The sequence below is a fragment of the Palleronia sp. LCG004 genome (genome assembly GCF_032931615.1).
GTDB lineage: Bacteria > Pseudomonadota > Alphaproteobacteria > Rhodobacterales > Rhodobacteraceae > Palleronia.
Map to the genome: position 1 here is coordinate 2,546,782 of NZ_CP136759.1, position 19,872 is coordinate 2,566,653.

General features: G+C 65.6%; 22 protein-coding genes and 1 pseudogene. 20 read left to right on the forward strand and 3 right to left on the reverse strand.

Features of this window, described 5'->3' with window-relative positions; all coding sequences use genetic code 11:
- The first annotated feature begins 24 nt into the window (after nucleotides 1-24).
- The 12 genes from RVY76_RS12455 (at nucleotide 25) to RVY76_RS12510 (ending at nucleotide 10,934) form a co-directional block, all read left to right on the forward strand.
- Entirely contained in the window at nucleotides 25-627 is a 603-nt protein-coding gene (locus tag RVY76_RS12455) for an arylesterase (RefSeq protein WP_317374403.1), read from the forward strand.
- A 43-nt stretch (nucleotides 628-670) separates the two neighbouring features.
- Nucleotides 671-1,297 (forward strand): hypothetical protein, encoded by a 627-nt coding sequence (locus RVY76_RS12460; RefSeq protein ID WP_317374405.1) that lies wholly within the window; start codon nucleotides 671-673, stop codon nucleotides 1,295-1,297.
- 22 nt (nucleotides 1,298-1,319) lie between these two features.
- The gene (ybgC, locus tag RVY76_RS12465; protein WP_317374406.1) at nucleotides 1,320-1,706 is read left to right on the forward strand and encodes a tol-pal system-associated acyl-CoA thioesterase; all 387 of its coding nucleotides are present in this window, start codon (nucleotides 1,320-1,322) and stop codon (nucleotides 1,704-1,706) included.
- 103 nt (nucleotides 1,707-1,809) lie between these two features.
- The gene (gene tolQ, locus RVY76_RS12470; RefSeq protein ID WP_317374407.1) at nucleotides 1,810-2,505 is read left to right on the forward strand and encodes a protein TolQ; all 696 of its coding nucleotides are present in this window, start codon (nucleotides 1,810-1,812) and stop codon (nucleotides 2,503-2,505) included.
- Nucleotides 2,506-2,508: 3 nt separating this feature from the next.
- Nucleotides 2,509-2,982 (forward strand): protein TolR, encoded by a 474-nt coding sequence (tolR, locus tag RVY76_RS12475; protein WP_317374408.1) that lies wholly within the window; start codon nucleotides 2,509-2,511, stop codon nucleotides 2,980-2,982.
- An 18-nt stretch (nucleotides 2,983-3,000) separates the two neighbouring features.
- Complete coding sequence (locus RVY76_RS12480; RefSeq protein WP_317374409.1) at nucleotides 3,001-4,155, forward strand: cell envelope biogenesis protein TolA; 1,155 nt, start codon at nucleotides 3,001-3,003, stop codon at nucleotides 4,153-4,155.
- 74 nt (nucleotides 4,156-4,229) lie between these two features.
- A complete protein-coding gene (gene tolB / locus RVY76_RS12485) occupies nucleotides 4,230-5,552 on the forward strand; it encodes a Tol-Pal system beta propeller repeat protein TolB (protein ID WP_317374410.1) in 1,323 nt (440 codons plus the stop codon).
- Between the two features lie 82 nt (nucleotides 5,553-5,634).
- On the forward strand, nucleotides 5,635-6,174 hold the full coding sequence (pal, locus tag RVY76_RS12490; protein WP_317374411.1) for a peptidoglycan-associated lipoprotein Pal: 540 nt from the start codon (nucleotides 5,635-5,637) through the stop codon (nucleotides 6,172-6,174).
- Between the two features lie 4 nt (nucleotides 6,175-6,178).
- The gene (ybgF, locus tag RVY76_RS12495) at nucleotides 6,179-6,997 is read left to right on the forward strand and encodes a tol-pal system protein YbgF (RefSeq protein ID WP_317374412.1); all 819 of its coding nucleotides are present in this window, start codon (nucleotides 6,179-6,181) and stop codon (nucleotides 6,995-6,997) included.
- Between the two features lie 80 nt (nucleotides 6,998-7,077).
- Complete coding sequence (tilS, locus tag RVY76_RS12500; RefSeq protein ID WP_317376765.1) at nucleotides 7,078-8,250, forward strand: tRNA lysidine(34) synthetase TilS; 1,173 nt, start codon at nucleotides 7,078-7,080, stop codon at nucleotides 8,248-8,250.
- Nucleotides 8,251-8,324: 74 nt separating this feature from the next.
- Nucleotides 8,325-10,238, forward strand: a complete 1,914-nt coding sequence (gene ftsH, locus RVY76_RS12505) for an ATP-dependent zinc metalloprotease FtsH (RefSeq protein WP_317374413.1) — start codon at nucleotides 8,325-8,327, stop codon at nucleotides 10,236-10,238.
- 111 nt (nucleotides 10,239-10,349) lie between these two features.
- Nucleotides 10,350-10,934: an MOSC domain-containing protein gene (locus RVY76_RS12510; RefSeq protein WP_317374414.1), complete on the forward strand. Its 585-nt coding sequence runs from the start codon at nucleotides 10,350-10,352 to the stop codon at nucleotides 10,932-10,934.
- Between the two features lie 4 nt (nucleotides 10,935-10,938).
- Here the strand turns inward: RVY76_RS12510 and folD are convergent, their stop codons facing one another.
- A complete protein-coding gene (gene folD, locus RVY76_RS12515; RefSeq protein ID WP_317374416.1) occupies nucleotides 10,939-11,829 on the reverse strand; it encodes a bifunctional methylenetetrahydrofolate dehydrogenase/methenyltetrahydrofolate cyclohydrolase FolD in 891 nt (296 codons plus the stop codon).
- Between the two features lie 444 nt (nucleotides 11,830-12,273).
- Here folD and RVY76_RS12520 point away from each other — a divergent pair, with 444 nt between their 5' ends.
- The 3 genes and pseudogenes from RVY76_RS12520 to RVY76_RS12530 all read left to right on the forward strand — a co-directional run bounded on the left by RVY76_RS12520 (nucleotide 12,274) and on the right by RVY76_RS12530 (nucleotide 13,048).
- The gene (locus RVY76_RS12520) at nucleotides 12,274-12,420 is read left to right on the forward strand and encodes a hypothetical protein (RefSeq protein WP_317374418.1); all 147 of its coding nucleotides are present in this window, start codon (nucleotides 12,274-12,276) and stop codon (nucleotides 12,418-12,420) included.
- Nucleotides 12,420-12,545 (forward strand): annotated as a pseudogene (locus tag RVY76_RS12525) (hypothetical protein); the annotation flags it as partial. The gene RVY76_RS12520 and the pseudogene RVY76_RS12525, both read left to right, overlap by 1 nt.
- 119 nt (nucleotides 12,546-12,664) lie before the next feature.
- Nucleotides 12,665-13,048 (forward strand): ROK family protein, encoded by a 384-nt coding sequence (locus RVY76_RS12530; RefSeq protein ID WP_317376766.1) that lies wholly within the window; start codon nucleotides 12,665-12,667, stop codon nucleotides 13,046-13,048.
- A gap of 38 nt (nucleotides 13,049-13,086) precedes the next feature.
- On the opposite strand, the gene RVY76_RS12535 is transcribed toward RVY76_RS12530, so the two are convergent.
- Nucleotides 13,087-13,908, reverse strand: a complete 822-nt coding sequence (locus RVY76_RS12535) for an amidohydrolase family protein (RefSeq protein WP_317374420.1) — start codon at nucleotides 13,906-13,908, stop codon at nucleotides 13,087-13,089.
- Between the two features lie 106 nt (nucleotides 13,909-14,014).
- Nucleotides 14,015-14,806 (reverse strand): DsbA family protein, encoded by a 792-nt coding sequence (locus tag RVY76_RS12540; protein WP_317374421.1) that lies wholly within the window; start codon nucleotides 14,804-14,806, stop codon nucleotides 14,015-14,017.
- Between the two features lie 232 nt (nucleotides 14,807-15,038).
- Here RVY76_RS12540 and RVY76_RS12545 point away from each other — a divergent pair, with 232 nt between their 5' ends.
- The 5 genes from RVY76_RS12545 (at nucleotide 15,039) to RVY76_RS12565 (ending at nucleotide 19,834) form a co-directional block, all read left to right on the forward strand.
- The gene (locus RVY76_RS12545) at nucleotides 15,039-15,785 is read left to right on the forward strand and encodes a DUF2243 domain-containing protein (RefSeq protein ID WP_317374423.1); all 747 of its coding nucleotides are present in this window, start codon (nucleotides 15,039-15,041) and stop codon (nucleotides 15,783-15,785) included.
- Between the two features lie 131 nt (nucleotides 15,786-15,916).
- The gene (locus tag RVY76_RS12550) at nucleotides 15,917-16,711 is read left to right on the forward strand and encodes a DUF6635 family protein (protein ID WP_317376767.1); all 795 of its coding nucleotides are present in this window, start codon (nucleotides 15,917-15,919) and stop codon (nucleotides 16,709-16,711) included.
- Nucleotides 16,712-16,800: 89 nt separating this feature from the next.
- On the forward strand, nucleotides 16,801-18,297 hold the full coding sequence (locus RVY76_RS12555; protein ID WP_317374424.1) for an FGGY-family carbohydrate kinase: 1,497 nt from the start codon (nucleotides 16,801-16,803) through the stop codon (nucleotides 18,295-18,297).
- Nucleotides 18,298-18,359: 62 nt separating this feature from the next.
- Nucleotides 18,360-19,106 carry a GntR family transcriptional regulator gene (locus RVY76_RS12560; RefSeq protein ID WP_317374425.1) on the forward strand — a complete coding sequence of 249 codons (747 nt, stop codon included), beginning with the start codon at nucleotides 18,360-18,362 and terminating at the stop codon, nucleotides 19,104-19,106.
- A complete protein-coding gene (locus RVY76_RS12565; protein ID WP_317374427.1) occupies nucleotides 19,103-19,834 on the forward strand; it encodes an SIS domain-containing protein in 732 nt (243 codons plus the stop codon). Before RVY76_RS12560 ends, RVY76_RS12565 begins: the two co-directional genes overlap by 4 nt.
- Nucleotides 19,835-19,872: the final 38 nt, after the last annotated feature.

Here is a 19,872-nt window from a genome sequence, read left to right on the forward strand (position 1 = left end):
GTTGCCAAGGTCGCATTCTGTCTGGTGCTCGCCACCGCTGCGAGCGCCCAGACGATCACGATCGCGGCACTGGGCGATTCGCTGACGCAGGGCTACGGCCTGCCGCAGGAGGAGGGGTTCGTTCCGACGCTTCGGGAATGGCTCGCGGCGCACGATGCGGATGTGGACCTCATCAATGCCGGGGTCTCGGGCGACACGACCGCGGGCGGTCTTTCGCGGGTCGACTGGACGCTGACCCCCGAGGTCGACGCGATGATCGTGGCGCTCGGCGGCAACGACGTGCTGCGTGGCATCGACCCGGAAACGAGCCGGATCAATCTCGATGGCATCCTCGCCCGGGCAGAGGAAGCGGGTGTCGAGGTTCTGCTAGTCGGAATTTCGACCCCCGGAAATTACGGAGCGGAATATCGCGACGCCTTCGACTCGATCTACACCGGTCTCTCCGAGGAATACGATACGCTGCTCGTCCCCGATTTCCTGGGCGCGCTCGCGCGGATGGGCGACCGGCGGGCGGCGATGGCGGATTTCATGCAGGGCGACGGCATCCATCCGAACGCGGCTGGGGTGGATCGCATCGTGGCGGAAATCGGACCGGAGGTACTGAAGCTGATTGACCGTGCGCGCTGAGAGCGCTTGCCCCCGCGCGCCCGTGAATAGTAGGTCGGGGATCATGACGCCCGACGAGATCACCGACCTCTTCACCCGTTCCGACGGAAGCTTTCTCTGCGCACGATGGGGGCGGCCGCTCGCCCCTGTCGTCTTCGGCGTGGACGACGCCACGCTTTCCGTCGTGAAAGGCGCGATCGAGGCGGTTGCCCGAATGGCGGGCCAGGATGTGGTCGAGACCGACCCCGAACTTGGCGTGAACCTGATGATTTTCTTTTTCCGCGACTGGGACGAACTGCGCGCGGTGCCGGATCTCGACCGGCTGATCCCCGACCTCGAACCGTTGCTCGACCGGCTCGAAGCGGCGGAGGCGAACCAGTACCGCATCTTCCGTTTCGACGATCAGGGCGCGATCCGCGCCTCCTTCGTCTTCCTGCGGATGGACGAGGCGATGGCAGCCCTTCCCGCCGAGACACTGGCATTGAGCCAGATCACGCAGACGATGCTGCTCTGGTCCGACAGGGCATTCACTGATCGCTCGCCCCTCGCCGTGACGCCCGATGGCGTGACCGTGCTGCGGCCCGAGATCGGTGCGCTCATCCGTGCGGCATACGATCCGGTGATGCCGCCATCCGCCAGCGACCCGAGCCATGCGCTGCGCCTCGCCGCACGCATCGGCGCTCCGGGTTGAGCCGCGATCCGGGGGCCGGACATTGAGCCACCTTTTTCCGGTTACCGTCTATTACGAAGACACCGATATGGGCGGGATCGTCTATCACGCCAATTACCTCAAGTTCATCGAGCGCGCCCGATCCGACTGGGTCCGCAAGCAGGGCGTCGACCAGATCGCCCTGCGCGAGGCCGGGATTGCCTTCGCCGTCAGACGCATCAATGCGGAATTCCACGCCCCCGCCCGGCTCGACGACAGGTTGACGGTCGAAACCTCGGTCATGAAGGCCGGCGGGGCGCGCATGGTCCTCGAACAGGTGGTGACGCGCAGCGCGACCAGTCTCTTTCGCGCGGAGGTCGAACTCGCCGCGCTGGATATGGCGAGCGGCCGTCCTGCCCGCCTGCCGGAGGTCTTGCGGCGGGCCGAGTGATCACCCGAATGTGTGACGAAGATGGCTTTCCCGAACGCATTGCTGTATCTAATCCGCAACGAGGCCCGATAACGCGGCCCGCTTGAGAGCGAGAGAGCAGGCAATGGAAACCGAGACTTTGGCGCTGGCGTCGGAGATTGACTTCTCCATGTGGGGGCTTTTCGCACGCGCGACCCTGACCGTGAAATTCGTGATGCTGCTGCTGATCCTCGCGTCGTTCTGGGCCTGGGCCACGATCATCCAGAAATGGCTCGCCTATCGCCGCGCCGAGGCCGAGGCCCGACAGTTCGAAGCAGCATTCTGGTCTGGAGAGCCGCTCGACGAGCTCTATCGCAAGCTCGGCCCCGAGCCCGAAGGCCGGGCAGCCAGCGTCTTCGCGGCCGGGATGGCCGAATGGCAGCGCAGCCACCGCGACGACGGCGCGCTCATCCCCGGTGCGCAGGCCCGGATCGACCGTTCGATGAACGTTGCGATACAACGCGAATCCGAGGATCTGGAAAAGGGATTGCCGTTTCTTGCGACAGTGGGGTCCACCGCACCGTTCATCGGTCTCTTCGGAACCGTCTGGGGGATCATGAACGCCTTCGTCGAGATCGCCGAGCAGCAGAACACGAACCTCGCCGTCGTGGCTCCCGGCATCGCCGAGGCGCTGCTGGCGACGGGCCTCGGCCTTCTCGCGGCGATCCCTGCAGTCATCTTCTACAACAAGCTCTCGACCGATGCGAACCGACTGGTCGGAGGATACGAGGCCTTCGCGGACGAGTTCACCACGATCCTCTCGCGCCAGCTGGACAGCTGAGCGATGGGCGCGGGCACGATCCAGAAGAGCGGCGGAGGGTCACGGCGCGGTCGGGGGCGCGGGCGCGCACGGCCCATGGCCGAGATCAACGTCACGCCCTTCGTCGACGTCATGCTGGTCCTTCTCATCGTGTTCATGGTCGCGGCACCGCTGCTGACCGTCGGCGTTCCGGTGCAACTGCCCGAGACCGCGGCCGAAGCCCTGCCGACCGAACAGGAGGAGCCGCTTTCGATCACCCTGACCGCGGATGGCCGCGTGCTCCTGATGGACAACGAGACGGAGAGCGAGAACCTGATCGGACAACTCGAGGCCATCGCGGCAGAGAGGGCGAGCCGGAAGGTCTATGTCCGCGCGGACGGATCCATTCCCTACGCCCAGGTCGTGCAGGTCATGGGTGCGCTGAACGCGGCGGGCTTCGCCGATATCGGCCTCGTGACGGATGCCGGAGGCCCGCGGCTCGACGGGTCGGACGGATAGGACGCTGAGGGCTCATTCATGAACCCGGGCACGATCATTTCGGGAACGGCACATGCGGCCCTGATCCTCTATGCCCTGTTCGGCGGGATGTTTTCGCGCGACGCCATGCCGCCTCCGGACGCGGCCCAGGTCACCTTGCTGAGCGAGGAGCAGTTTGCCGCGCTGACCCGCCCCGACACCGCCGAGGAACAGCAACCAGCGACCGAGGCGCCGAGCGCGGCGCTGGAAATCCCCGAACCGGCCACGCCCGCAGAACCGGAACCCGAGCCGGAACCGACGCCCGAGCCCGAGCCGGCGGCCCCGGTCGAGAGCGAAGCCGTACCGGAGGCCGAGCCGGCACCTCCCGCGCCGGCGCAACCCGCCCCGCCCGAGATCGTCGAGGCCGACCCCATCCCTCCTGCGCCACCCGTCAGTGACGACAGACCGGTCGCCCCCCAGGACGTGCCTCGCCCCGCGCCCCGGGTCTCGGCGGAGGCAACGCCCGCACCGCCGCCCGAGGCCGAGGAAGCGCCCGAAATCGTCGAGGCCCCGCCCCCCGAAACCGTCGAGACGCCGGAGCAGATCGTGGAGGATCAGACCCCCACGGCCCCGCCGGAATCCGCCAAGCAGATCGTGACCGAAGCGGATCGGCCGACCCAGATCACCAATGCCGCGCCACCCGGATCCCCCCGGCCGCGCGACCGTCCGACACCGCCCGCACAGCCGGTCGAAGAGCCGACGGCACCGCGCACCGAACCCACGACCACCACGGCAGCCTCCGACAACGTCAACGACGCCACGCGTGAGACCATCGCGGGTCTTCAGGAGAGGCTCGAACAAGCTCCGCAGGAAGGGGTCGCGGCGGGACCGCCGCTCACCGCGGGCGAACGGGAGGCCTTCCGCCTTGCGGTGCAGCGCTGCTGGATCGTCGATACCGGGTCGCAGGCCGCGAACGTCACCGTCTCGATCCGTTTCGAGATGTCGCCCGATGCGCAGGTCGTCACGTCCTCGATGCGCCAGACGGGCGCGAGCGGCGGAGACGACGCGGCCATCGCCGCCGCCTACGAGGCCGGACGCCGCGCCATCCTTCGCTGTCAGAACCAGGATGGTGGCTACAACCTGCCGGCCGAGAAATACGGTCAGTGGCAGGAGGTCGAAGTGACCTTCAATCCCGAGGGCATGAGACTGAGATGACCCTCCGTTATCGCATATCGCCGCGCGATGCGGGCATTGACCGATACCGCCCCACACCCGAAACTGGAGTTCCCATGACCTGGTTGCGTTTCCTGACACCGGCGCTCGTCGCGCTGGCCATGCTGGCCCCACCCGTTTACGCACAGGACGGGCCGTTGCGCATCGAGATTACCGAAGGTGTGGTCGAACCGTTGCCCTTCGCCATGCCGACCTTCGTGGCCGAGACGCCCACGGCAGAGGAATGGGCACAGCGCATCACCGATGTGGTGGCCGCCGACCTGACAGGCACGGGCCTTTTCAGACGGATCCCGCAGGACGCATTCGTCGCGCAGTTCACCGACTTCACGCCGGACATTACATACGCCAACTGGAAGGCCATCAACGCGCAGGCGCTCGTCACCGGTGCGGTCAGCGTCACGGGCGACCAGATCAACGTCAAATTCCGCCTCTTCGATGTCTTCTCGGAGGCCCCGCTGGGCGAAGGGCTGCAATTCGGCGGATCGACTGGATCGTGGCGCAGGCTCGCCCACAAGGTCAGCGACGCGGTCTATTCCCGCATAACCGGCGAGACGGGCTATTTCGACAGCCGCGTCGTCTTCGTGAGCGAGACCGGCCCCAAGAACGACAGGATGAAACGCCTCGCCGTGATGGATTACGACGGTGCGAACGTGCAGTATCTGACCGATAGCGGTTCCATCGTGCTCGCCCCGCGTTTTTCGCCCGACGGCAACCGCATCCTCTATACCAGCTACGAAACCGGCTTTCCCCAGATCTATGAGCTCGATGTCGGCTCCGTCAGCCGCTCGGCATTGTCGGTGCCGGCCGATTCGATGACGTTCGCGCCGCGTTATGCCCCCGACGGGCGGACCGTGATCTTCTCGGCAGCGATGAACGGCAACACAGATATCTACCGCCTGCAGCCCGGCGGATCGCCTCAGGCGCTGACCAACGCGCCCAGCATCGAGACCGCGCCCTCCTACAGCCCCGACGGCAGCGAGATCGTGTTCGAATCGGACCGCTCCGGCACGCCGCAGCTTTACGTGATGCCCGCGGGCGGGGGCGAGCCGCGGCGCATCAGCTTCGGCGAGGGACGCTACGGCACACCTGTCTGGTCGCCGCGCGGAGATCTGATCGCCTTCACCAAGCAGAATGCGGGCCGCTTCCATATCGGCGTGATGCGGACCGACGGCAGCGAGGAGCGTCTCCTGACCGCTTCTTTCCTTGACGAGGGGCCGACCTGGGCCCCGAACGGCCGCGTCATCATGTTCACCCGCGAAAGCGCCGGCGCCGGCGGGCAGCCCGCGCTCTATTCGGTCGATGTCTCGGGGCGAAACCTCAAGCAGGTGACGACGCCCAACGCAGCCTCCGATCCCGCCTGGTCGCCGCTCCTGCCATGAGAGTTTGCAAGGCGACGCGGCGATGCTATCACCCGACTGCAAGTTCGGTCCCCGACCGGAGGCAAGCTGAGGAACCGAGCACATGAAAGTCAATTTCGCAGCCGTCGCCCTGACGGCGATCCTGGGCCTCGCGGCCTGTTCCAGCCCCGACAGGTTCGGACCCGGCGGACCGGGCGACGCGGCCGGGCTCTACGATCCGAACAATCCGGGCTTCGGATCAGGCAACGTCACATCGGGGCCGCTCGACCCCAGCTCGCCACAGTATTTCAACCAGACGGTCGGCGATCGCGTGCTCTTTGCCGTCGATCAGTCGACCATCTCGCCCGAAGCGCGGAGCACGCTCGTCGGTCAGGCGAACTGGCTCAACGCCAACCCCGGCTATACCGCGATCATCGAGGGTCATGCCGACGAACAGGGGACTCGCGAATACAACCTCGCTCTGGGCGAGCGTCGCGCCTCCTCGGCGCGCGACTTCCTCGTAAGCCAAGGCGTCTCGTCCTCGCGGTTGCAGACGGTCACCTACGGCAAGGAACGCCCGATCGAGGTCTGCTCGACCGAATCGTGCTATGCCCAGAACCGCCGCGCGGTCACCGTGATCGCGGCCGGCGCACCGTTGAGCTGATCCGATGCGGCGCGCAATTCTCTGCCTGACTCTGCTTCTTCCGGGATTCGCCCAAGCACAGGAAGGTGGAACACTCGCCGATATCCGGCAGGACCTCTCCGAGCTTTTCTCCCAGGTGCAATCCTTGCGCGACGAGCTGGACGGCACGGGGTCGTCGCAGATGAACCTGGCGGGGACGTCGGCCCTCGGGCGCATCGACGCGATGGAGGCAGAACTGCGCCGGCTGACGGGCGAAACGGAAGAGCTCGAATTCCGGATCAACCGGGTCGTGACCGACGGGACCAACCGCGTCGGCGATCTGGAATTCCGGATCTGCGAACTCGAGCCCAATTGCGATATCGGCGGATTGGGCGAGACCCCGACCCTGGGCGGAGAATCCGGTTCGACGCCCGTCGCACGTCCGTCGCCCCCTCCCAATCAGGGCGGTGGAGCGCAACTGGCCGTTGGTGAGCAGCAGGATTTCGATCGCGCGAAGGAGGCGCTCGACTCCGGTAGCTTTCGCAGCGCCGCTGACCTCTTCGAGACCTTTGCCGAGACCTACACAAGCGGTCCGCTGACAACCGAAGCGCATTACCTTCGTGCCGAGGCCCTTTCGCAGCTCGGCGACAACGCTGAATCGGCGCGCGCCTATCTGGAGGCTTTCAGCGGGGCACCGCAGGGTCCCCTTGCGCCGCAGGCATTGCTCAACCTCGGACTGAAGCTCGACGTCCTCGACCAACGGGCGGATTCCTGCGCGACGCTCGGCGAAGTCACGACCCGCTATCCCCAGAGCGATGCATCGGTCGAAGCGCAGGCGGCATGGGCGGGCCTCGGCTGTTCGTGACGCCCCCGGGCGGCACGGATCCTGAGGACCCGCTTTCAGACGCCGTCCACGGCACTCTGTCGATTCTGCCACCCGGTCGGATCGGCCTTGCAGTGTCGGGTGGCGGCGATTCGATGGCGCTTCTCCACTTGGCGTGTACCGCACATCGACGATTTGCCGTCGCAACGGTGGATCACGGGCTTCGCCCCGAATCTCGGGCCGAGGCGCGATTCGTGGGCGAGGTAAGCGCAAGGCTCGGCTGCGATCACGACATCTTGACCTGGGTCGAGAACGATCTTCCCGGCAACCTACAGGCCCGTGCACGAGAAGCACGCTATCGCCTCATCGCGGCTTGGGCGCAACGCCGTGGCATTTCCCATGTCCTTCTCGGACATACCCGGGACGATCAGGCAGAGACCTTTCTCATGCGGCTCGGACGGCGGGCCGGTATCGACGGGCTCTCGACGATGGAACGGCGGTTCGAGGTCGATGGTATCGCATTCCATCGCCCCCTTCTCGATCAGCCCCGAGCCAAGCTCAGGGAGTTTCTCGAAAGACAGGGTTATGACTGGCACGACGATCCGAGCAACGACGACCCGCGCTTCGATCGCGTCCGCGCGCGCCATGCGCTCGCTGCGCTGTCGCAACTGGGTATCGGAGCGGATGAACTGGCGGACGTATCGGCCAATCTGGCCCTTGCCCGGAACGAATTGCAGGCGGTCGCCATCGCCGGTGCGCGCGAGATCGTCCAGCAGGATCATGGCGATCTGATCGTTTCTCGCGAGTCGCTTCGGACAATCGGACCAGAGACATTGCGACGTATCCTGCGCGGTGCGATCCAGTGGATCGGCGGCGGGGCCTATCCTCCACGTCGCGAGGCGCTTTCTGTCTTTACCAAGCATCTTTCGGAGGGAACGATCGCTACGCTTGGCGGCTGCATCGCGATACCACTCGGCGACGACATGAGACTCACCCGGGAATGGCAGGCTGTTCGCGATGTCGCGTCCGAACAGAATGAAATCTGGGACGGACGCTGGAGGATCGATGGCCCCATCGTGCCGGGGTCGCGGATCCGCGCCCTGGGCGAAGACGGGCTGGCGCAAGTAGACGATTGGCGTGCTGCGGGGCCGCCGCGCCGGTCGCTTCTGGCCTCGCCATCGCTCTGGCAAAATGATATGCTTCTGTCCGCTCCGCTTGCGGGGTTCGGGAGGGGGTGGACCGTGAGGCTGTCGGACGGCCGCGACGATTTTCCACGAAGCCTCTCCTCGCATTGAACGCTTTGGGCTGATACCTATCTGTCATTCGCAGCCGGAAACTCCGGTATCGATCCGGGATTAGGGAGATATTCTTGGGAAACGCGCGCAATATCGCATTTTGGCTGGTCCTGTTCTTCCTGGTCCTGGCGCTCTTCAACCTCTTCTCCGGCGGATCGGGGTCACTCAACTCACGGCAGATTAGCTATTCGGATTTCGTCCAGAGGGTTGATTCGGGTGACGTGTCGGCGGTGACGCTCGATGGCGAGAACGTTCGCTTTCGCGGGGCCGACGGCCAGGACTACACCACCATCAGGCCCGATAGCGGCGATCAGCTGACCGAGCGTCTGCTCGCCAACGACGTGACCGTGAATGCCGAACCGCAGGAGCAGTCGGGATTCACGACGATCCTCATGACGTTCCTTCCGTTCCTTCTGCTGATCGGCGTTTGGATCTACTTCATGAACCGGATGCAGGGGGGCGGCAAAGGCGGCGCGATGGGCTTCGGCAAGTCCAAGGCCAAACTGCTAACCGAAAAGCACGGCCGTGTGACCTTCGACGACGTGGCCGGCATCGACGAGGCCAAGGACGACCTCGAGGAGATTGTCGAATTCCTGCGCAATCCGCAGAAATTCTCGCGTCTGGGCGGCAAGATCCCCAAGGGTGCGCTGCTTGTCGGACCTCCGGGTACGGGTAAGACGCTACTCGCACGTGCCGTTGCGGGTGAAGCCGGCGTTCCTTTCTTCACAATTTCCGGCTCCGACTTCGTCGAGATGTTCGTGGGTGTCGGTGCAAGCCGTGTGCGCGACATGTTCGAGCAGGCGAAGAAGAACGCGCCCTGCATCGTCTTCATCGACGAGATCGACGCGGTCGGTCGGTCGCGCGGTGCTGGCTATGGCGGCGGCAACGACGAGCGTGAACAGACGCTCAACCAGCTGCTTGTCGAAATGGACGGCTTCGAGGCCAACGAGGGCATCATCATCGTCGCGGCGACCAACCGCCCCGACGTGCTCGACCCCGCCCTACTGCGGCCAGGCCGCTTCGACCGGCAGGTTCAAGTGCCGAACCCCGATATCAAGGGCCGCGAGAAGATCCTCGGCGTGCATGCCCGCAAGGTGCCGCTGGGCCCCAATGTCGACCTGCGCATCATCGCGCGCGGCACACCCGGGTTCTCGGGTGCAGACCTCGCCAACCTCGTGAACGAATCTGCGCTCATGGCAGCGCGTGTCGGACGGCGCTTCGTCACGATGGAGGATTTCGAGAACGCCAAGGACAAGGTCATGATGGGCAGCGAGCGTCGCTCGATGGTTATGACCGAAGACGAAAAGCGTCTGACCGCCTATCACGAGGCCGGACATGCGATTGTCGGCCTGCACGTGCCGCAGCATGACCCCATCCACAAGGCCACGATCATTCCGCGCGGACGTGCGCTCGGACTTGTCCTGTCGCTGCCGGAGCGTGATCAGCTGTCCGTCAGCTGGACGAAATACACCTCCAAGATCGCCATGGCGATGGGTGGCCGCGTCGCCGAAGAGTTGATCTTCGGCAAGGAGAACGTGACCTCCGGTGCGGCCTCGGACATCCAGCAGGTGTCCAAGATTGCGCGGGCCATGGTCACTCAGTTCGGGTTCGCCGAAGAACTCGGCTATGTCGATTACGCCAACGAACAGCAAAGCTATCTCGGCGGCTACGGCGGCGGCACCAGCCATTCGGCCGCGACGCAGAAGGTCATCGACGACAAGGTCAAGGAAATCATCGACACCGGATACGACACTGCAAAACGCATCCTGACCGAACACGGGGACGAGCTCGAACGTTTGGCACAAGGTCTTCTCGAATATGAGACGTTGACCGGAAGCGAGATCATGCGCGTCGTGAACGGCGAGCCTCTGAAGCGCGGCGATGACGATGACCGACCCGATCAGGGCAACACTCCGTCGATCACGTCGATCCCGAAGACCAAGCCCAAGCCCAAGCCGGATGGCGGGCTCGAACCCGAACCGACCTGATCTTTTCAAAAGGCCGTGTCACTGACACGGCCTTTTTCTTTCCAAAGCGGACCCACTGGCGATCCTCACCTCTCCGTGGCACGCTTTGACAACCCCACCAGCGAGGATCCGATGCAGGCACTCGAACCCACCGATCATCAGGGCAGCGTGACGTGGCTCGGACGGGTTCCGCATCGCGACCGGCGAGCTGTCGACGGGGCAGCGATCGACGTGATGCCACTGAATTTCGGTGGGATGGAGGGAGAGTTCCACGCGGACGTAACGCGGCCATCCTGCAGCCGCGTGATCAAGCAGCATCCCAAAGGCACCGAAATCGCCAATGTCCGGCAGATCAGCATCGTCTCGAAGGAAGAGCTTGCCGTGATTGCCGAACGCATCGGTCTCGATGCGCTCGATCCGGCATGGCTCGGTGCGTCCATCGTCATCGAGGGTATCCCCGATTTCAGCCATGTACCGCCCTCGGCCCGGCTTCAGGGGCCAGACGGCGTGACCCTCGTCATCGACATGCAGAACCTTCCCTGTCAGCTGCCCGCCTTGAAGATCGAGGAAGAACGCGGCGCGGCCGGAAAGCGTTTCAAGGCCGCCGCCGAGGGACTTCGCGGTGTCACTGCCTGGGTAGAGCGTCCAGGCACGTTGCGTATCGGTCAGCGGATGCGACTGCACCTGCCGGTCCAGCGCGCCTGGTCTCCCGATTAGGAAATCAGAGGGTCAGCTCCTCGGGTTCGTCCAATCCACGTGCCCGGCAAAACGCCGTGATCGTGTTCTTCAGCAGGCAGGCGATGGTCATCGGGCCGACGCCACCAGGGACGGGCGTGATCGCACCCGCAACCTCGACGCAGGATGCGAAATGGCAATCGCCGACGAGACGTTTCTTGCCGTCCCGTTCCACCCGGTTGATGCCGACATCGATGACGGTAGCACCCACCTTCAGATCGTCGCCCGTCACCATTTCCGGACGCCCCACCGCCGTCACGAGGATATCGGCGCGACGCGTGACCTCGGCCAGATCACGCGTCCGTGAATGCGCGATCGTCACGGTGCAGGATTCGCCCAGCAGCAGTTGCGCCATCGGCTTGCCCACGATGTTGGACCGCCCGAGCACCACGGCGTTCATGCCGGTCAGATCGCCGAGCTGCGACTTGAGGAGCATAAGGCAACCAAGCGGAGTGCACGGCACCATTGCGGGCTGGCCCGTTCCGAGCAGCCCCACATTCGACACGTGAAAGCCGTCGACATCTTTCGCCGGATCGATGCTGGCAAGCACGAGGTTGGCGTCGACGTGATCCGGTAGCGGCAGCTGAACCAGAATACCGTTCACCGCCGAATCCGCATTGAGCGTCTCGACCAGTTCCAGAAGCTGCGCTTCGGGCACGTCCGCATCGAGGCGATGCACAAAGGACCGCATGCCGCATTCCGTCGTCATCTTGTTCTTGGACCGCACGTAGATATCGGAGGCGGGGTCCTCCCCCACTAGGACCACGGCCAGCCCCGGCACATCTCCCGTCTCGGCCCGGATCCGGTCCACGGCCTTGGCTGCCTTGCCTCTGAGCTCGGCCGCAAAGGCCTTTCCGTCGATGATCGTGGCGCTCATTGATCTGTCCCCGCTTCGGTTCCGTGACTCGCGACGGTCCTTACAAGAGGTTTCCGCCCGGTCCCAGATGCTCTCGGCGATTCCAGTCGACAAAACAGGGACGATCGAGGACCCCATTCCGACCCGGCGCTTCGGAGCCCCGCTCGGGGCGGCTCTGGACGGGCGTGAGCGTGTCGATAAAACGACGACATGCGCAAGGCTGAGGAAGTGACGTACATGCCGGAAAAATGCCTAGGGTTCCGATACAAGCGGAACGCCAATCATCCCCGGTTCAAGCGTCGCGCAATCTGCAGCCCGACATTCGCAAGCGCGGAATTTCGCTCGTGATCTGCGGCGGGATCGATCTGGGAGGGACCAAGATCGAGGCGCGGCTCTTTGCGGGGCCGTCCGCCGGAGACGACAGAGATGCGCCGCATTCCCACGCCGAGAACGAGCTACCGGGACATGCTCGACGGCATCATGGCACAGATCGACTGGCTCGTCGGGATGTCGGGGCATGCCGATCTACCGGTCGGCATCGCCGCCCCGGGGATCGTCGATCCTGAAACGGGTCGTACTTCGCCTCCAACATTCCCGCGACCGGTCACATGATGGCCGGCGATATCGGCGCGCGTCTCGGTCGGGTCGTCCCGATCGTCAATGACGCGATGGCCTTCGCCTATTCGGAGGCGCATGGCGGTGCGGGAACCGGTCATCGCTCCGTGCTCGGGCTGATCCTCGGAACGGGAATGGGCTGCGGCATTGCCTCGACGGATCGCTACCGCATCGGCTCGGGGCACTGGGCGTCGAGATCGGCCATATCGGTGCCCCTGCCCGGTCCCTTGCGCGGCACGATCTGCCGCTCCAACCCTGCGGATGCGGGGCCGATGGCTGCCTCGAAACCTACATTTCCGGCACGGGTCTGTCGAACCTCGCCGAGATCCGAACCGGCCATCATCGGACTGCGGAGGAAATCGTAGCCGATCCGGACATGGCCGGAACCCTGGAGATCTGGGCCGATCTGACGGGCGAATGCCTTTCCATCCTCCAGCTTGCCGTCGCCCCGGACATCGTGGTGCTGGGTGGCGGGCTTTCTAACATTCCCGGCGTGGAGAACAGGCTGAGTGCTGCGCTCGCCACCCGGCGTCTCGGAGATGCCGCCATGCCGTCTATCGCGATCGCGCGCCACGGGGACAGCTCGGGCGCGCGTGGTGCCGCGCTTATCGCGGCGGTGGGTTGAGCGGCCCGGGCGTGCCTCGCCAGTCCCGTCATACAGCCTCAGAGATCGTAGAACCGGGTCGCCGTACCGCCGAAGAGATCGCCGCGCTCCCCCTCGCTCAGGTCCTCGGCGAGCCTCCGCGCGGTATCGAGCCACCCGGCATAATCGCCGGCGAGCTCCAGAACGGGCCAGTCGCTGCCCCACATCGTCCTCGAAGGTCCGAACGTTTCCATCACGTGATCGAAGACCGGCCGCAGTCCCTCGGCCGACCAGCCCATACCGTATTCGTTCGCGAGCCCCGAAAGCTTGCACGTCACTTGTGGATGACCCGCGAGCATCGCAATCCCACGTCTCCACGTGTCGCCGGGATCGCTCCCGTCGAATTGCGGTTTCGCACAATGGTCGATCACGATCGGCAGCTCGGGCATCTCTGCGGCGAGCGCATTGATCGTGGAAAGGTGCCGAGGCGTGATCAGCGCGTCAAGGCGCAGCCCGGCATCGGCGACCTTCCTCAGCCCATTGCGGACGTCAGGGCGCGCGATCCAGTCGGTTTGCTCGATATCCTGCAGCATGGGACGAAGACCGCGCAGTTTCGGATGCGCGATCCGTTCGAGCTGTACATCGACATCGCCTTCGAGGTCGATCCATCCCACGACTGCGCGGACGAACGGTTCGGTCTCGGCAATATCCTTCAGGAACAGCGTCTCGTCGATCGTCGGGGCCGCCTGCACCAGTACGCTGCCATTGATGCCACCTGCTCGCGCAAGGGGCGCAAGATCGCCGGGCAGAAGATCGCGCTGGATCGGTGCCGTCCCCTCGTCCATCCAGAAATAATCCCCACGCGAAACGCGCCAGAAATGCTGATGTGCGTCGATGGTCACGCGATCCCCCTTCGGTCTGCGACAATGACTTTCGATCCTAACGTGGCGCAGACGACGCGACAGCCCCCGAATATCACGGCCTGGACCGGACAAGGTGGATCGGGGCTCAGGACCCCGGCGGCCGCCTCTCCCGTTCGAGTTCCACGAGCGCGCTCAGCCGGCGCTTGGGAATCTCACCCTGCACCAAAGTGCGACCGACCACGAGCGCGGGAGTGCCGACGAATGCGAAAAGCCGGGAGAGCGCCCGAGACCGGTCGAGCCGGGCAGTGACTTCAGGCGACTGCATGGTCCGCCAGAGTTCGGGCCAGGCGAGCCCGAGATCTTCCGCAACCTCTTCGAGGTAGGATGGCGTGACCCGTACCGGCGTCTGAACGAGCCGGCGATGCAGCGCCTCGCCCTCGCCCAGCAACTCTGCACCGATTGCCGCGCGCGAGGCGAGGTTCGATGCCTCTCCGAAGATCGGTAGATGATGCCGGGTCAGGGCAATCTCAGAATTGCCGACGAGATCCGAGAGATGACCGGACAACACGCGGCAATAAGGACAGTAATAGTCGAAGAAATACGCAACGGGCGTCGCCCCGATCCGCCCCGACGCGTCGAAGAGGAACGTCTGTGGATGCTCCTCCACACGATCCATCAATCCGGTCGGCAGCGGATCGACCGGCTCGAGCCCGACCATGAAATCGACGGCTTGCCCCGACGATACTGCGCCGTTTCCCGAGGCGAGCGCACGGAACCCCTCCGGCCGGTCGAGCGCGATGAATTCGAAACCTGCAAACCGCTCGAAGATCCGCGGCACGATGCGCGTTCCGCCAGCCCATAGCGCCACACCCGCCCCGAGGAAAAGTAGTTGCCGTCGCGTCGCCATCCTGCCCGCCATCGCCTTTGAACCCTGCACCTAGCCCGCCCTTGCGAAAACGTCGTCCGACTGCGGATCACGATCGCGCAATGCGCGGTTTCATCGTCCGGACCGGTCGTACTGGCAGGGCGGCCCCGTCTGCGGATCCACCTCTTGCCTTTCGCGTCCCGCCTCCTGCAAGATGTTGGTCTGCGGACTGCTCGAGCCCGTCCCGAGCGGGAAGCGATCGTGCTGACGCATCGAACGGCAGGAGAGAAGGAGAGGCATGAACATGTCGCGCTGGACACGCTACGGCCTCGTCCTCGGCTTCGGCCTCGGCGGTTTCTTCGACGGGATCCTGCTGCACCAGATTTTGCAATGGCACCATTTGCTGAGCCTCGTGCCGGGCGTGGACGATCTGCGCGCCCAGGTCCTCTGGGACGGATATTTCCACGCACTCATGTACGTGATCGTCGCGGCCGGGCTTTTCGGGCTTTGGAGGGCCCATCGCAGAGGGGCCACCATCCATGGCCCGGCGCTGTACGGCGCGATACTGATGGGATCGGGGATCTGGCACGTCATCGATGCGGTCCTGTCGCACTGGATCCTGGGGATCCACCGGATCAAGGTGGATGCGTCCATGCCGATCCTGTGGGATCTCGGATGGGTCGTGATCTTCGGGCTCGGCCCGCTCTGTCTCGGATGGGTGTTGAACCGACGGGGCGGACCGGGTGGCGGAAGCCAGCGTGCAGGGCTCGCCACGCTGACATGCCTCGCGGTCGGCGCAGGCTTCTGGGCCGCGCAGCCCCCGGACGACATTCCCTACACCACGATCGTCTTCCGCCCGGGCCAATCCGCGGCCGAGACATTTGCGGCACTCGAGGCAGCCGATGCGCGCCTCGTCTGGACCGACGGCGAGATGGGTGTCGTGGTCGTGGACGTCGCGCCCACGAACCGTTGGTCGTTCTATCGCAACGGCGCACTACTCGTAGGGGGAGCGGGCGTCTCGGCAGGTTGCGTCGCCTGGAGCACGGTCTGAAGACCTGCCTGGATCGCCGCCATGGCGAGGTATCGCGCATCCCCTGCGATTAGCCCCACGCGCGGATGCGATATGCTAGCATGGGCGTGACGCGACGCTGATCCGGAACCCGACCCGTCATCATGGCCGAAATGCATGAGACCCGAGCGATTCTGCGCCGAAGGATCGATGCCTTCGTGGCCCGCAATTTTCGCCTCGCAGGCACGCTGAGACTGCACGGGGCCGCGCTCGGCTGGGATCTGTTGCGCGCGCCCGCGAATGTGGCGCTGGCCCCGATTTTCCTCCTCACGCTCCTCATGGCGGGACTCTTGCGCCTGATCGGCCTGCGTCGCGGAGCACGCTGGCTCGGGGCGCGGCGGATCCTCTTCACGACCTCGGTCTCGCGCGCGGTCGGCGAGCGGATCGAAGCAGACCTTCTGGGCGGCGTCAAACTCGGTCCCCATAGCCGGCAGCTCATCGCGGATTACACCGCGATCCGCTCCGCCGTGGCCGAGATCACGACCTCGCTCGTCGTTCTCGCAACCGGAGCCGCACTCTTCGGCGTGGCGACGCCGGGCGTGGCTTCGCTCGCTCCGAACGTGTCGGGCTATGTCGTGCATGCCTCCGCGGTCGCGAATTTTCCGCTGGGCACACGGATCGGCGAAGTCTGGTACGGCGTCTTTCCCGTCACGCAGCCCGGCTGGATCGTTTTGGTGACGGCGTTGGGCCTCGCCATGGCTGCGTCGGTCGTGACAACCTTCGCGGGGATCCTGGCCGATCCGGTCCAGGCGTGGCTCGGCATCCACCGACGCAGGCTCGAACGGCTCCTCGCGCGCATCGCGGATGTTGAGGGCCGCTCTTCCGGTCTTGCGCCCGAACACGTGCTCGCACGTCTTGCCGATCTCACCGATGCCGGTCTGGGGCTGCTGCGTCTCTTCCGTCCATGAGCGGGATTCGATGCGCGAGACTTGACCCTCTCCGACCCACCGGGCCACGTCGAGCACGGGAACGGGAAAACGACCGAAAGGATCGCTCCATGAACTACGTCCTCGGACTCGATGCGGGATCGTCGATCGTCAAGGCGGCATGCTTCGACACCGATGGACGCATGGTTTCGCTCAGCGCCCGACGCACGCCTCTGGACCGCTCCGCCGGAGGCCGGGTGGAAGCCGATCCGGACCTCTGCTGGCGTGCGACCTGTGCCGTCCTGCGAGAAGCGGTCGAGCGAAGCGGCGTTCCGCGCGACCGGATCCTCGGGCTCGGGATCAGCGCGGCGATGGTGGGCCTGTGGCTGCTCGATGCCGAAGGCACACCACTTCGGCCGGGCATCAATTGGGAGGACAGCCGCAGCCAGGCGCTGCTCGACCGGATGGCCAACGATCGGCCCCGTTTCATGTCGGAGATCTTCGCCACATCGGGGTCTGTCCTGCAACAGGGCTGCACCCTGCCGCTTCTCGCGATGCTCGACCGGGAGGAGCCAGCGATCGTCGCCCGCACCCATGCCGCCGTGTCCTACAAGGACTTTCTGAGGGCACGCCTGACCGGGCAAATCGCCATCGACCGGACCGAAGCCGCCGTCGCGCCCGGCGATGCGCGGAGCCAGTCCGCAAGCGCCGACATGCGCGATCTCTTCGGCCTGTCTCATCTTGCGCATCTCTTCCCCGATCCCTCCGACAGTGCGTCACAGGCGGGCACCATCACCGCGGAAGCCGCGTCCGCGACCGGACTTCCCAAGGGGTTGCCCGTCGCGACGGGCTGCGGTGACGTACCGGCCACGGTGATCGGTGCCGGGGGGCTTGCCCCGGGATCGGCTACCGCGGTGCTGGGAACGACCTGCATGCTCGGCCGCGTGAGCGATGCACCCATCTTCACGCCGCCCGATCTCGGGCTGCTGTTCTCGCTGCCGGGGGGCATGTGGTACCGGTCGATGGTCAATGTCGCGGGCACGCTGAACCTCGACTGGGCGATGCGGCTCCTGGCCCCCGATCTCGTCGCGGCCCCTGACGGCTTTGCGAGGCTTGAGGAAGAGGTGGCGGCGGTCCCCGTCGGCGCGCGCGGCGTCAGCTACCTCCCCTATCTCAGCGAAAGCGGCATCATCGCCCCACGCGTTGCACCCGCCGCAAGGGCCGGGTTCGCGGGCCTCGCCCCCTCCCACGGGCGGGCCGAAATGTTGAGAGCGGTCCTCGAAGGCGTGGCCTTCGCGATCGGCGACCTCGCGGATACGCTCGATCTTCCGCGCGACGCGCCCGTCACCCTGACCGGAGGCGGTGCCAATGGCCATCTCTGGTGCGACATGATCGCTACGGTGCTGGATCGCGAGATCGCGGTCCCTGAAGGGTCGGAATTCGGCGCGCGCGGCGCGGCGATGCTGGCCGCAGTCATGGCTGGGGCCCATCTAGACATCGCGACGGCGAGCCTGGGGCTCGGAAAGCTCGGCGCGCGACACCACAGCCCGATATCGGCGGATATCGCAGGTTGGCGCGCCGCGCGTGCCAGCTACACGGCGCATCGCGACCGGCTCCTCGGGCTCTGAGTCCGAGAAATGCCCCGCCTTCGGGCTTGCCAGATGCAAATTGGTATGTACCAATATGTGCAATGGACAGAACCATCGACACCCCGACGCCCCGCTACCTCGCCATCGCGCAGGATATCGAGGGCGAGATACGTTCCGGACGGCTCTCCGCCGGGACTCGCCTTCCATCCGAACGCGACATGGCGCGAGACCGGCGGATCAGCCGCATGACCGCGCGACAGGCGATGCAGCATCTAGCCCAGCGCGGCCTTCTCGAGGCGCAGGTCGGTCGCGGCACATTCGTGCGGTCCGGTGCGATCGCTCAGGAGCTGACGACGCTCACCGGTTTTTCCGAGGACATGGCCCGGCTCGGCCGCGAAAGCGCCGCCCTCGTGATCGAAGCCGCGACTCGCGCGCCCGATCCTGCGACGGCCGCGGCCTTGGGGCTCGGCCGTGACAGCCAGATCCATCGGCTCGCCCGTGTGCGGCTGGTCGAAGGGGCTCCGGTCGCGATCGAGATCAGCGAGATCGACGCCGATCGGACCCCGGGCTTCTTCGACGGCTCTGATTTCGCGCGGCAATCGAGCTATGCGCTGCTGCGCGAACGGTTCGGCATCGCTCCCACCAGCGCCGAGCAGACGCTCGAAGCCGCGGCGGCCGAAGGCGAGACGGCGATGCGGCTTGACCTGCCCCAAGGCGCGCCGATCCTGCGACTGACGCGTCTCACCCGCGATGCCGAAGGGCGGCCATTCGAGTTCGTCCGCTCGCTCTATCGCGGCGACGCCTTCAATATGAAGGTCCACCTGACGCTGGGAGGGCAGGCGGAATGAGCGTGGCCGACGATTATCTCGATCGCCTGATGGGCCACCTTGCCGCGCTGAAGCACGGCGACAGGGCCGCCGCGATCCGCGCCGCCGCCGAGGCCGTGACCCAAGCCGCCCGCGCCGACCGCCAGCTTTTCGTCTTCGGAACGGGCCATTCGCACATGCTTGCCGAGGAGGTGCTTTACCGCGCCGGCGGCCTCGCCTGCGCGGTACCGATCCTGTCGGCCGCGACGATGCTGCACGAAGGGGCCGTCTCGGGATCGGCGCTCGAACGGACCGGGGGTCTCGTCGCGCCCATCATCGGGCGGTACGGCCTAGGGAAAGGCGACGTGCTGCTGGTGATCTCCAACAGTGGCGTCAACGCGGCCCCGCTCGACGCCGCCCGGATCGGCCGCGATGCGGGTGCAACGGTCGTGGCACTGACATCGCTCGAATATTCGACCGCCGCCGCGAAGGGCGGCGAGCGGCTCGCGGATCTCGCCGATATCGTGATCGATAACGGGATCGAGGCCGGCGACGCAATCACGGCCCTGCCCGGCACCGATCTGCGCGCGGGCCCGGCCTCTACAGTCGTGGGTGCCGCAATCCTCAACGCCATCGTCGTCGAGGTCGCCGATGCGCTGGCGCGGGACGGCGACCCACCCGTCTTTCGCAGTGCGAACATGGACGGCGCGAAGGAAAACAACGCCCGCCTCGTCGCGCGCTACCGCGACCGCAACCCGCATCTGAGATGATCTAAGGGCCACGAAGAGCCCCCACCCCGACAGAGAGG

Coding starts and splice junctions, on each gene's coding strand:
- RVY76_RS12460 (WP_317374405.1), top strand. CDS start 671: ATGACGCCCGACGAGATCACCGACCTCTTCACCCGTTCCGACGGAAGC.
- tolQ (WP_317374407.1), top strand. CDS start 1,810: ATGGAAACCGAGACTTTGGCGCTGGCGTCGGAGATTGACTTCTCCATG.
- tolR (WP_317374408.1), top strand. CDS start 2,509: ATGGGCGCGGGCACGATCCAGAAGAGCGGCGGAGGGTCACGGCGCGGT.
- RVY76_RS12480 (WP_317374409.1), top strand. CDS start 3,001: ATGAACCCGGGCACGATCATTTCGGGAACGGCACATGCGGCCCTGATC.
- tolB (WP_317374410.1), top strand. CDS start 4,230: ATGACCTGGTTGCGTTTCCTGACACCGGCGCTCGTCGCGCTGGCCATG.
- pal (WP_317374411.1), top strand. CDS start 5,635: ATGAAAGTCAATTTCGCAGCCGTCGCCCTGACGGCGATCCTGGGCCTC.
- ybgF (WP_317374412.1), top strand. CDS start 6,179: ATGCGGCGCGCAATTCTCTGCCTGACTCTGCTTCTTCCGGGATTCGCC.
- RVY76_RS12510 (WP_317374414.1), top strand. CDS start 10,350: ATGCAGGCACTCGAACCCACCGATCATCAGGGCAGCGTGACGTGGCTC.
- folD (WP_317374416.1), bottom strand. CDS start 11,829: ATGAGCGCCACGATCATCGACGGAAAGGCCTTTGCGGCCGAGCTCAGA.
- RVY76_RS12520 (WP_317374418.1), top strand. CDS start 12,274: ATGCTCGACGGCATCATGGCACAGATCGACTGGCTCGTCGGGATGTCG.
- RVY76_RS12545 (WP_317374423.1), top strand. CDS start 15,039: ATGTCGCGCTGGACACGCTACGGCCTCGTCCTCGGCTTCGGCCTCGGC.
- RVY76_RS12550 (WP_317376767.1), top strand. CDS start 15,917: ATGCATGAGACCCGAGCGATTCTGCGCCGAAGGATCGATGCCTTCGTG.
- RVY76_RS12555 (WP_317374424.1), top strand. CDS start 16,801: ATGAACTACGTCCTCGGACTCGATGCGGGATCGTCGATCGTCAAGGCG.
- RVY76_RS12560 (WP_317374425.1), top strand. CDS start 18,360: ATGGACAGAACCATCGACACCCCGACGCCCCGCTACCTCGCCATCGCG.
- RVY76_RS12565 (WP_317374427.1), top strand. CDS start 19,103: ATGAGCGTGGCCGACGATTATCTCGATCGCCTGATGGGCCACCTTGCC.